Below are 12,422 nucleotides of genomic sequence, written 5' to 3'. Positions count from 1 at the left end.
CGCGGCATTCATGCTGGGCCTCAAGCGCGTGATTGACGTCATCATGCTGCGCGGCGTCTACGCCTAAGTCACCGCGACGCACACCTCGATTATTCCCGCCGCTCGCCTTCGGGCGGCGGATTTGTTTGTACTCGATTTTCGACAGCAGCGGGCAACTTCGCCGGTCCGGCGGCGTAGAATCTGGCGACAGTTTTTTTTTGGGAGACTTTGCGTGCGACCGCTGACAACTCTCTGGCTTATCGGAATTGCTTTCTTCGCTCAGGTCACGCTCAAGGCCGACACCAAGTGGCTCGCCGGCTCGTGGGAAGGCGCTTTTGTGCGCGACGGCGCCATCCAAGAGGTCTTGGTAGATCTCTCCGTCAACCCCGACGGCTGGAGTGGCTACTACGCGATTCCGGAGCTGGCAATCTATGAAGAGCTGCTCCGCGACATCGAAGTCTCAGATTCTCTGCTTACGCTAAGCTTCAACTATGGTCGCTTCGAGCTGGTTCCGCACGCCGACATCGAACAACTGACTGGCATCAACACGAAATGGGGTCCGCCGGTACGACTGCATCTGAAACGTGCTACCGCACCTCTGCAGCTGTGGTTTACGAAGACGGATGTCACGATCAACAGCGGGGAGGCCGCGCTATCGGCAACGGTGTTCAAGCCCCGCGGCGCCGGCCCGTTCCCCTTGGCCGTGATCGTGCACGGCGGCGGTGACAGCACCCGGGCCGATTGGGTCTATCGCTCCCATGCCTATGCGCTGACGCAACGCGGCATAGCCGTGGTGCTCTACGATCAGCAGGGGAAAGGGCAGTCCTCCGGGAACCGCGAGGCTACGCTCTTTGAGCTGGCGGACGATGCTCTCGCAGTGCTGAACGAGACGCGCACTCTGCCGGGAATCAAGTCGGATCGTGCCGGGTTGATTGGCGTCAGTCGCGGAGGTTGGGTGGCGACGAATGCCGCCGCGCGATCTTCGCAAGTAAACTTCCTGGTGCTGTTTCAAGGTCCGGCACTCAGCGTCGAAGCGCAGGAACTCGACGGCCTGGCGCGGACAATGCGCGCCGCAGAATTCACCGAGCCGCAAATCGACTCGGCCGCCGCGCAGGCCCGACTGTACTTCGAACTGGTCAACGAGAAGATCGACTTCACCAACTTCAAGAAACGTTCCTACTCCGCCGCCCGGGTCGGTTGGAGCGATTTTGGCCACTTCGCCGATTCCGCCGATGATGCCGATCTGACCTGGTGGCGACTCAACGCTTACGACCCCGCGCCCGATCTGCGACGCGTCCCATGCCCCGTGCTGGCACTGTTCGCTGCCAACGATACTCACGTAGCGCCGGAGAGCAATCTTGCCTTGATGGAAACCTGCGTCAAGTCAGCGGGCCGGCCATTTCGAGCCGTTGTGATCCCCAATCTCGGACATGCCGTTGCGACTTATCAGACCTTACGCGGCGGCAAGTGGGATTGGCCGCGTGGATTCTGGGTCTGGTCGCAACGTCCGCCACTCCTCGATGATGCACCGTCGTCGTGGATCAAAGCACTCAACTAAACACCACTTGATTAATCCATCCCGCCGCCGTGTTGCGGCACTCGTCCACCCGCAATTTTATAGGGAACGGCTGCGCTGAAATCGTATTATAGAGGGTGATGTTCGGAGGACCCGATTGTGATTGACTGGCAACAAGCGATCATTGCCTTGCCGATTCTGTTTCTCTCGCTGACCGTGCACGAGTTCGCGCACGCTTGGTCGGCGTACAAGTTGGGCGATCCCACCGCCAAGGCACTTGGGCGGCTGACGCTCAATCCGATCGCACACATGGATTTGATGGGCGTGCTGATGATGATCGCCAGCGGTTTCCGGTTCGGCTGGGCCAAACCGGTGCCGATCAACCCGGCCAATTTCCGCAACTGGCGGCAGGGGACACTCTGGGTCAGCCTCGCCGGTCCGATCTCGAATATCATGCTGGCCATGCTGGCGGCCGTGCTGTTCCACCTGCTGCCGCACGTGGGTCTGGGTGAACGCGACCTGTCGGTGGGCTACAACTTTGTCTATCTGATGATCGTGATCAATTGCTCGCTGGCGTTTTTCAACATGATTCCGCTGCCGCCGCTGGACGGCTCCAAGGTGCTGATCGCGCTCTTGCCGCCCGAGTACGAGAACTTCGCCATCGGACTCGAGCGTTATGGCCCGATGATCCTGCTCGGGATCATCTTCATGGGCTTCGTCTTTCCGATCTCGCCGATCTGGGCGATCATCGGACCGTTTGTCAAGACCACCGTCAATCTCCTGACCGGCTTTCCCCTGACCTGATCGTGCACAAACTGATTTGGGTGGGCATGGCGGGGCTGCTGATTCTGAGCGGCTGTGCTGCGCGCGGTGTCCTCACCGACTCTCCATCTCTGGAGCTTCGGGAACTCGTGGCGCGGCAAGAAACGGAAGCCCAGAGCTTCGCCGCGCTGGTGCGTGTCAAGGCGCAGCGCGACGGCAAGTTTGATGATTTCCGCGTCGAGGTCTTCAGCGCCGCCCCGGCGCACACCTCGCTTTACCTGCGCGGCTTCCTCGGCCAGGCAGTGCTCAAAGCGGTAATCAGCGGCGACTCCCTGACGGCCTATTTCCCGCGCGAAAACCGCTTCTTCCACGGCAGCCGCAGCGATCTGGATGCCGGCGAGTTGCAGCAGTCGGCGCATGTGATCGACGCATTGTTGGCGCTGCTGCGCGGAACGATTCTGCTTCCTGACACGGCGCACTGGCAGGTCGACTACCGCCAAAGCAAAAACCTTCTGCGCCAGCAAGCCATCGATCGCGATCACGAACTTGCACTCAATGCGCGAATCGGCATCGACGCAAAGCACACGCCGCCACTGGAACCTGATGAAGCCGAACTCGTGTCACGCGATGGCCAATTCCGCGCGCGCCTCTTCTTCCAGAGCGTCAGCTTTAACCGCGATATTCCGGCCGCCAAGTTCACGCTCGAGATTCCCCCCACTGCCACCGCCGTCAGCCGCGACGAGGTTGTCGAACTGCTGACCGGTATGTCGCAGTGACCCACCGATTGCCGGTTTGACAAATCGCTTGTTTCCGCCTACCTTAGGCAACTAATGGTGGAGTGCGTCATACCATGAGCCCGGCCCTGCGCCTGTATCGCTACTTCCTGCCGTACCGGAAGCACCTGATTCTTTCGCTGGTGTTTATGGTGCTGTTTGCGCTGACCTCGCCGATGCTGATCTATCTGGCCGCCACGCTGTTCACTTCGCTGTTCGCACCCCAGACGGCAGCAGCGCCCGCGCCGGTGCCGGCCGGATTCCTCGACGACCTGAGGGGCCACCTCGATCACGCGCTCGAATCATTGCTGCATGGCGCCACGCCGGAAGCCACCTTGCTCAACCTGTGCATCGCGCTGGTGCTGATCACCATCGCCAAGAATCTGTTTTTCTACTTCCAGGGATTTTTCGCGGCCTATGTCGAGCAGGGCATTACCCGTGATCTGCGCGAGCAAATATACGGCCACCTGCTCAAATTGCCGCTGCCGTACTTCCATCGCAACCGCACCGGCAATCTGATGTCGATCGCGATGAACGACGTCACCAAAATCCACGAGACCTTCAACAACACTTTCAATTTCCTGATCCGCGATCCGCTGCTGATTCTGATCTACCTCGGCACGATGATCGTGATCAGTTGGCAGTTGACGATGGTGATACTGGTGGTGCTGCCGCTGATCTCGCTCGGAATCTACCAGATCGGCAAACTCGCGCGGCGCTATTCCACGCGCGCGCAGGAAGCAGTCGCCGACATTTCCAGTTCGCTGGAGGAGACAATCAACAGCATTCGCATCGTCAAAGCCTACGCTGCCGAACCCAGCGAGGCGCGCAAGTTCAGCACCCGCACCGGGCGCTATTTCCGCACGATGCTCAAAATCAACCGCGTGCGACTGTTCCCGACGCCGATCAACGAACTGCTCGGCGTGACCGCGTTTGCCGTCATCCTCTGGTTCGGCGGACGGCTGGTGCTGCACAATGAATTTCTCGACGCCAAGTTCTTCACTTTCTATTTGGGCGCAATGTTCTCGATTATCACCCCGGCCAAGTCGGTGTCAAGCGTGCACGTTCGCCTGAACGAGGGCATCGCGGCGGCCAAGCGGATCTTTGATTTGATCGACACGCCCGTCAAGGTCGCCGAATCGCCGCAGCCGGTGCAGCTCAAGTCCTTCGCGCGTGAAATTCGCTTCGACAACGTCGGCTTCGCCTATAATCCCGGCGAGCCGGTTCTCGAGAATGTCTCCTTTGCCCTGACGAAAGGAAAAATCGTCGCCCTGGTGGGGCCGTCGGGATCAGGGAAATCCACTTTGATCGACTTGTTGTGCCGCTTTCACGATCCGGAGTCCGGCGCCATCACGATCGACGGCGTCGACCTGCGCGCCGTCTCATTCGCCTCGTTGCGCGGTCTGCTCGGCGTCGTCACGCAGGAAACGATTCTCTTTAATGATACCGTGCGCAACAATATCGCCTATCCGCTGTCCGAGTACGATCCGGCTCTGGTCGAGCAGGCAGCCAAAGCGGCCAACGCGCACAGCTTCATCCTGGAGATGCCCCGCGGCTACGATACCGTCATCGGCAATCGCGGCATGATGGTCTCCGGCGGTGAGCGCCAGCGCCTGGCGATCGCGCGCGCCTTGATGAAGGATCCCGAAATTCTGGTCTTCGACGAGGCGACCTCGGCGCTCGACACCGAGTCGGAACGGCTGGTGCAGGGGGCGATCGATCACCTGATGAAAGGCCGCACGGCCATCGTCATCGCGCACCGCCTGTCGACGATCCTGCATGCCGACCTGATCCTGGTGCTCAAAGACGGCCGCATCGTCGAGCAGGGGCGGCACGAAGAACTGCTGCGGATCAACGGCGTTTATCGCCGCCTGTACGATCTGCAATTCGAGAGGAATCATGCAGCAGAAGTTAGAACGGAAAGCGCCTAAACTGGCGCGCTTTCTCAAAGAGTTCGAAATCCAGTTCAAGTGGCTGTTTATCTGGCTCTTCTTGCGCCTGCTCTCCGGCCCCAGCCGGCGCCGCCCCAAACCGATCGACCCGCGCCGGGTGAAAGCCGTGCTGTTCCTGCGGCAGGACAAAATCGGCGATATGGTGGTCATGTTGCCGACGCTGCACACGCTCAAACATCATCGCCCCGATATCACCATCGGCGTGCTCGCTTCACCGGTCAATCAGATGGTCGTCGAATTCGACCGCTCGGTGGACAAGATTCATATTTACCGCAAATCCCTGCCGGCCATGCTCAAAACCTTCCGCGAGGTGCAGAAGATCAACTACGACATGGTCGTCGATCTGATGACCGGCACGTCCGTGACCTCGCTGGTCATCGCCATGCTCTGCTCGCCGCGTGCCTACCGCGTCGGCATCGGCAAGGAATCATTCCGCAAATATTACGACTACTACACGCTCGAGGCGATGAATCACGCCAAGCGCCTGCACATTACCGAGATGTTCCGCGCCACCATCGAACCGCTCGGCATTCCGCTGCGCGACGGCGTGCGCGACGGCAAACTGGCGTTAAGCGAAGCGCAGCAGCGCCGCGGTGCCGAATTGGCGCAGCAACTTCGCGATCCCCGCTATCGCGGCCTGATCATGCTCAACGTCTCGGCGGGGAAGACCGACCGCACACTGAGCCAGGCGAAATTCATCCGGCTGGTCGGTGACGTCTCGCGCCGCTATCCCGACCTCCAGTTCATGGTCTCGTATGCACCGAATGAGCTGCACCTCGCCAAGAAGGCACACGCGGCCGGAGGCGAAAACGTGACCTTGCTCCCGCGCGGCGTCAAGATCATGGAATTGGCCGCGCTCATGCCGCATCTGGATGCCATCGTCTCGGTTGACACCTCGGTCTGCCATATCGCCGCCAACCTCGATGTGCCGCTGCTCGCGATGTTCACCGGCAATACCTTCAATCTCGCCCGCTGGCACCCCTACGGCCGGCGTGTCTGGGTGCTGCAATCGCCCGACTGGAAAGCCGTCGACGGAATCACGTACGAGATGTTGGCCGAAGCCGTCGACAACTTCATCGCCGACTTGACCCGGCAGTCAATTTTGCAAAGGACGGCCTGAGTGCCGCGACTGTCAGTCATTATCATCACGCTCAACGAGGAACGCAATCTCCGGCGCTGCCTCGAATCGGTGCGCTTCGCCGATGAAATCGTTCTCTACGACACCGGCTCGACCGACCGTACACTCGAGATTGCGCGCGAATTCAACTGCCGGATTCTGGAGATGGCGTTTTCCGGTTTCGGCATTGCCAAACAGAAGGCGCTCGATGCCGCGACCGGCGACTGGGTGTTGTCGATCGATGCCGATGAAGAACTGGACGAAGAACTGCAGCGCGCGGTGCAGGCGGCCATTGCCGGCGGGGAACATGCCGGCTACGAGCTCGTGCGCAAGAGCCAATTTCTTGGGCGCTGGATCATGCACTCCGGCTGGTATCCCGACCGGATCCTGCGGCTGTTCCAGCGCGAGCAGGCGCGCTTCACCGACGCCCGGGTTCATGAACGCGCCGTGGTCGACGGCAGTGTCGGTCAGCTGACGGGACACATGCTGCACTACACCTACGGCGACATTTCGCAGTACCTAAAAAAAATGGACCAGTATTCGTCGCTGTCGGCGCTGACCCTCCACAAAGACGGCCGCCGTTTTGCCACCTCTCAATTGCTGGTCAAGCCGCCGGCCTACTTCGTCAAGATGTACCTGTTGAAAAGCGGTTGGCGCGACGGCCTCCCGGGTCTGATCCTGGCGCTGCTGTCGAGCTTTCACGAACTGGTCAAGTTCGCCAAACTCTGGGAAGTGGAGCGCCGATGAAGCACCTGATCCTCGCTCGCACCGATGCCATCGGCGATCTGATTCTGACGATTCCGGTCGCGCGCGCCATCAAAGAGCAGCACCCGGAAATCTCGTTGACCATGCTGGTCTCGCGCTATGTCGTGCCGCTGATCCGCAAGGAGCCATATTTGGATCAGATCATTACAATCCCGGGCCGCGATCTGCACGAGCCCGGCCGTGTCAATGCGTTCTCCCGCGATCTGCGGCGGCTTGGCGCCGATGCGATCCTCTTTTTCTATCCGCGGCCGTGGCTGGCACTGGCTGCTTGGTCGGCGCGAATCGAACAGCGGATCGGCACCGGTCGACGCTTCTATAGTCTGCTCTTCAACCGCCGCGTCAATCTCGGCCGCAAAAACAGCGGTCTGCACGAGCTGGAGTTGAATTATCGACTTGCGGAATCGGTGTTTCCGGAACTGAAGCGATTTGAGCCCCACTTGCACAAGGATCACGAAGCCATTGAAGCGGCGCGCCTGCTCATGGAAGACGTCGGGGCGATTGGGGGAAGATACGTCGTTGTGCATCCGCTCTCGCATGGATCGGCCCCGAATTGGCGGCTCAACCGGTATGCTGAGCTGACGCGCCAACTGGCGCAGGCCGGGATCGAGTGCCTCGTCACCGGCTCCGAGCTGGAGCGCGATCTGATCGAGGCGGCATTCGGTGCCCTTGACCCCCGCATTCACCTGGTGGCCGGCCGCACTGACCTGCCCACCCTCGTGGCGCTGATTCGCGGCGCGCGCCTGCTGGTGTCCGGCAGCACTGGACCGATTCACATCGCCTCGGCCGTCGGCACCTTCGCTGTCGGCATCTATCCTCCGGAATCAGCGCTGGCGGCGACCCGCTGGGGGCCGCGCGGTCAGGCAAACAAATTGTTCGCGCCGCCGGTACATGCTTTGAAGGGCGATTTACAGGCGGCGATGGAGACGATCGGCGTGGATGAAGTTGCCCGCTTCATCGGCCGACACCTCGATGCCGATAATGTTACCAAGGCAGGTTGAGCGGCACTGTGGACAAGTTCGTATACCCCAATACCAGTGATCTTCTGACGCGCTATCGCACGCCGGTCGGGTTGATGAACCTGGCGGAATTCGTCATTCAGGTCGAAGCGATGAATTCCAATATCAACATCCCGGTGGTGCGTAAGGCGTACGAGTTCTCGAATTGGGCGCACAAGGGGCAAAAGCGTGCCTCCGGCGAACCGTATATCGAACACTGCCTCAATGTGGGCTTCATTCTGGCTGAGCAGCATCTTGACGGCGACACCGTCGCCGCCGGACTGCTGCACGATGTGGTCGAAGACTGCAAGGTCAGCATCGATGAGATCGCTCGCGAGTTCTCCCCGGAGATTTCTGCGCTGGTCGATGGGGTGACCAAGCTCGGCCATTTCCACTACAAGAGCAAAACCGAAGAACAGGCCGACTATTTCCGCAAGATGTTGATTTCGATGGCGAACGATATCCGCGTGATTATCATCAAGCTCGCCGACCGCCTGCATAACATGCGCACGCTCGAATACCTGCCGCACGACAAGCAAATCGAGATCGCGACCGAAACACGGGAAATCTTCGCCCCGCTGGCGCACCGCTTCGGCATGGCCAAGATCAAGTGGGAGCTGGAAGACCTCTCTTTGAAATACTTGAAAGGCGACGCCTATCGCTATTTGATGGAACGAATCGATCTAACCCGAGCCGAGCGCGAAGGCTATATCGACGAAATCTGTGGCACCCTCGGCAAGGCACTACGCGACGAGGGTCTGCAGGTCGAGATCACCGGCCGCGCCAAGCACTTCGACTCCATCTACCGCAAGATGGTCAAGCGGCAGAAACCGTTCGAGGAAATCTACGACCTGATCGCGATTCGCATCGTGACACCGACGATCCGCGATTGCTATCACACGCTCGGCGTCATCCACCAGATGTGGACGCCTGTGGCCGATCGCTTCCACGACTACATCGCCACGCCTAAACAAAACGGCTACCAGTCGCTGCACACGACCGTCGTCGGGCCCAACGGCCGGATGGTCGAAATTCAAATTCGCACTCCCTCGATGCACTATATCGCCGAGTACGGTATCGCCGCCCACTGGCTCTACAAGGAGGGCAAACATGTCCTCGACGAGAGCGACCGCCAGTTGTCCTGGCTGCGCGAAGTCCTCGATTGGCAGAAGGACATGACCAACCCCGAGGAATTCATGGAGTTCCTCAAGATCGATCTCTTCCAGGACGAAGTGTTTGTGTTCACACCGAATGGCGAGCTTAAGCACCTGCCGCTGGGTGCTACCGCGCTCGACTTCGCCTTCGCCGTCCACACCAACGTCGGCGTCCACTGCACCGGCACCAAGGTCAACGGCCGGCTCGTGCCGTTCGACACCGTGCTCAAGTCGGGCGACGAAGTCGAAGTAATGACCTCGCCGCATGCGGAACCGTCGGCGGATTGGCTGAAGATCTGCAAGACCACCTCGGCGCGCGCGAAAATCCGTAAATACCGCAAACAGAAAGGTTTCGAGGAGTCGTTGGCGCTGGGCAAAGAAATGTTCGAGCGCGCGATCAAGAAGCGCAACGCCAAGTATCCCAGTGATGAGGATTTGCTCGACGCCGCGCTGGCACTGTCGTACCCCGGCATTGAGCCGATGTTCTCCAAACTCGGCTCCGGCGATCTGGCGCTTGGCAGTTTGATGGCCAAGCTCTTCCCCGAGGAATTGACCCAGCCGGAGAAGCCCTCGATCATCAAGAAATTCGTCGACCGCGCGCGCGGCGGCAAGGGAATACGAGTCGAAGGGATGGGGAACATGATGTTCCGCTTCGCCAACTGCTGCCAGCCGGTGCCGGGCGAAAAGATCGTCGGCTTCATCACCCGCGGTCGCGGACTGTCGATCCACCGTGCCGACTGCGTCAACGCGATCATCGCGGCGCAAGAACCGGAACGGCGAGTCGACGTATCGTGGGACGTCGGTACCGAGCAAAACTTCCTCGTGCGGCTGGCGATTGTGGTTGAGTACCGGAAGAATATTTTGTACGATATCACGGAAGTGATGGCGAATTGCGACGCCGAGGTGCGCGGCGCGGAGCTGTCGACCAAGGGACCGGTGTCCGTCGGCAATTTCGTGCTCGAGATCAAAAACATCAGTCACCTCAACCGCGTGATTGCCGCCATCAAGAAAAAAATTCCGCGCGTGGTGCGCATCGAGCGCGTCTACGGCGGCGAAACCGAAACGACTGAGAGCAGCAGTGACTCCGAATCCTGACAAGTGCCCCCGTTGCGGCGCCGCGCGCACCGGCGAGTTCAAGTACTGTCCCCAGTGCGGTGCCAACTATGATGCCTTGAACAAGATCAAAACGCCCAAGCCGCAGAAGGAGACTGTGCGCCGTCGCCGCTGGGAATGGGCGGCATTGGTCGGCGTCGTGCTGCTGACCGCCGTCATTTTTATAGTTTACACCGCCGCCAAGGACAACATCGTGCCGGCGCAGCCGCCGGCACAGCAACAGTCACAGCCGCAACAGCAAGCGACGAATCCAGCCGCGACAATGCCGTTGGGCGACGATTTCAATAGCATCGTTCAGCGCGGCCACCAACTGATGGATAGCCGTCAGTTCGCCCAGGCCATTCCCATGTACGAACGCGCTCTCACTCTTGATTCGCTCCAACCCGACATCATGGTTGACCTTGGCGCTTGCTATCATGCCGTTGGCGACTTCGAAGAAGCCACGTTCCAGTTCCGCCGCGCGCTGGCCCAGCAGCCGAATCATGCGATCGCAATCTTCAACATGGGTGTCGTAGCCATGACCGTCAGCGATACCGCTTCCGCCCGGCAGTGGTGGACCAAATTCCTCGAGGTGGCGCCCGATTCGCCGCAGGCGCCGACCGTGCGCGAGCGGCTGAAGAACTTGTAGCCGCGCCGTGAGCACCGGACCGCAACTCTCCGTCCGCAGTATCGTTCGTAATCTCCTCGATTTTCTCTACCCGCCGACTTGCCAGATTTGCCGGAAGATGTTCGAGTCGACTGACGACAACATCTGGCTCTGTCCGGCTTGCCGCGCCCAACTGCAGCTCCTGCCGTCGCCCCTGTGCCCGGTCTGCCGCACGGCCCTGCCTGATCCGGAACGCGGTTGCAGCGCCTGCCGTCGCCGCGCTCAATATCGCTGGCTCTACGCGCTCAGCGTCTACGACGATCGCTTCTCGCACCTCGTCAAGGCCTTCAAGTATGAGAATCGCGCGGACTTGGGAACCTATCTCGGACGATGGCTGGGCGAGCAATTGCGTTCGTTTCCCCTGAGCGCTGAGATCGAAGCCGTCTGCGCGGTGCCGATTCATCCGCGAAAGGAACACCGCCGCGGCTTCAGCCAGACCGCCATCATCGCCGCCGCGGTTGCCGAGCAACTCGACGTCGCCTACGCGCCGGAGCAACTGCGACAAGTTCGGCGCAATCGCGATCAGATTGGCCTGACGGTGGAGGAGCGCTTCCGCAACGTGCACGAGGTCTTCGCCGTGGCCGAGCCCTTCGATCTCTACGGCAAGTACGTGCTCCTGATCGATGACGTCACGACCTCCGGCGCGACCCTCAACGCCGCAGCTTTCGTGCTCAAACAAGCCGGCGCGCGGCAGGTCGCGGCCGCAACGCTGGCGATGGCGCTGGAGGACGGTGTCGATCCGGCCGAATTGCACGCGCTCCTGCCGGAGGATTTCTGACCATGAAGGAAGAAATCGGGCTGTTCCTCAACCATCTCGCGCTCGAACAGAATCTCGCCGAGCATACGATCGTGTCGTATCGTCACGACTTGGAGCAACTGGCCGAGTTTGCTCAGAGTCTGGGGATCAAGTCGTGGCGCGAGGTCAACAAGACGGCGCTGATCGAGTACCTGGCTCTCTCCGGTAAGCTCGGTCTGGCGCCGGCCACGATGGCGCGCCGCTTGTCGGCCGTCCGCGGATTCTTCCGCTTCCTGGTGCGCGAAAGAATACTTGCGGCCAATCCCACGCAACACCTCGAATCGCCGCGTCTGTACCGCAACCTGCCGGTCGTACTCTCTCTTGACGAAGTCGAAAGCATCATGAACGCCGTCGATCTCGAATCACGCTTCGGCCTGCGCGATCGTGCCGCCCTGGAAATCCTCTACGGTTCCGGCTTGCGCATCTCAGAATTGATCAATCTGACCTGCAATAATCTCTTCCTCGAACTGGAGGTCGCCCACCTGCGCGTAGTCGGCAAGGGAAGTAAGGAGCGGCTGGTGCCGGTCGGCGCCGAGGCCGTCCACTGGCTGCGCCGGTATCTCGAAATGGAACGTCCGCTGCTGGCCAACGACCAGTCGCAGGATTATGTCATTCTCAATCGCTTCGGGCGCCAACTCTCGGCAATGGGGATGTTCAACCTGGTGCGCAAAGCGGTGACGCGCGCCGGGATCACCAAAGCGGTTACACCGCATACGTTTCGTCACAGCTTCGCCAGCCATCTGGTCGATGGCGGCGCCTCGCTCCGGGCGGTGCAGGAAATGCTCGGGCACGCCGATATATCTACTACACAGATTTACACCCAGTTGAATCGGTCTTACTTGAAGTCTGTGCAT

At 60.3% G+C, this 12,422-nt stretch carries 11 protein-coding genes; all 11 read left to right on the top strand.

Annotated elements, in window-relative coordinates; translation table 11 throughout:
* Nucleotides 1-211 precede the first annotated feature (211 nt).
* Nucleotides 212-1,537 (top strand): alpha/beta hydrolase, encoded by a 1,326-nt coding sequence (locus IT585_09525; protein ID MCC6963478.1) that lies wholly within the window; start codon nucleotides 212-214, stop codon nucleotides 1,535-1,537.
* Between the two features lie 117 nt (nucleotides 1,538-1,654).
* Nucleotides 1,655-2,299 (top strand): site-2 protease family protein, encoded by a 645-nt coding sequence (locus tag IT585_09520; GenBank protein ID MCC6963477.1) that lies wholly within the window; start codon nucleotides 1,655-1,657, stop codon nucleotides 2,297-2,299.
* 2 nt (nucleotides 2,300-2,301) lie between these two features.
* A complete protein-coding gene (locus IT585_09515) occupies nucleotides 2,302-3,033 on the top strand; it encodes a hypothetical protein (GenBank protein MCC6963476.1) in 732 nt (243 codons plus the stop codon).
* Between the two features lie 74 nt (nucleotides 3,034-3,107).
* Nucleotides 3,108-4,961, top strand: a complete 1,854-nt coding sequence (locus IT585_09510) for an ABC transporter ATP-binding protein (GenBank protein MCC6963475.1) — start codon at nucleotides 3,108-3,110, stop codon at nucleotides 4,959-4,961.
* The gene (locus IT585_09505; protein ID MCC6963474.1) at nucleotides 4,930-6,102 is read left to right on the top strand and encodes a glycosyltransferase family 9 protein; all 1,173 of its coding nucleotides are present in this window, start codon (nucleotides 4,930-4,932) and stop codon (nucleotides 6,100-6,102) included. The genes IT585_09510 and IT585_09505 overlap by 32 nt, the downstream gene beginning before the upstream one ends.
* A complete protein-coding gene (locus IT585_09500; protein MCC6963473.1) occupies nucleotides 6,103-6,846 on the top strand; it encodes a glycosyltransferase family 2 protein in 744 nt (247 codons plus the stop codon).
* Complete coding sequence (locus tag IT585_09495) at nucleotides 6,843-7,862, top strand: glycosyltransferase family 9 protein (protein ID MCC6963472.1); 1,020 nt, start codon at nucleotides 6,843-6,845, stop codon at nucleotides 7,860-7,862. Before IT585_09500 ends, IT585_09495 begins: the two co-directional genes overlap by 4 nt.
* An 8-nt stretch (nucleotides 7,863-7,870) precedes the next feature.
* Nucleotides 7,871-10,108, top strand: a complete 2,238-nt coding sequence (locus IT585_09490; protein MCC6963471.1) for a bifunctional (p)ppGpp synthetase/guanosine-3',5'-bis(diphosphate) 3'-pyrophosphohydrolase — start codon at nucleotides 7,871-7,873, stop codon at nucleotides 10,106-10,108.
* On the top strand, nucleotides 10,092-10,754 hold the full coding sequence (locus IT585_09485; GenBank protein MCC6963470.1) for a tetratricopeptide repeat protein: 663 nt from the start codon (nucleotides 10,092-10,094) through the stop codon (nucleotides 10,752-10,754). The genes IT585_09490 and IT585_09485 overlap by 17 nt, the downstream gene beginning before the upstream one ends.
* Nucleotides 10,755-10,761: 7 nt before the next feature.
* Complete coding sequence (locus tag IT585_09480; protein MCC6963469.1) at nucleotides 10,762-11,550, top strand: ComF family protein; 789 nt, start codon at nucleotides 10,762-10,764, stop codon at nucleotides 11,548-11,550.
* A 2-nt stretch (nucleotides 11,551-11,552) separates the two neighbouring features.
* The coding region (locus IT585_09475) for a tyrosine recombinase (GenBank protein ID MCC6963468.1) at nucleotides 11,553-12,422 on the top strand (870 nt) is incomplete at its 3' end.

Source organism: Candidatus Zixiibacteriota bacterium, from assembly GCA_020853795.1.
Lineage (GTDB): Bacteria > Zixibacteria > MSB-5A5 > CAIYYT01 > CAIYYT01 > JADJGC01.
The sequence above is the reverse complement of the archived record's forward strand: the minus strand, read 5'-3'. Positions and strand labels throughout refer to the sequence as shown.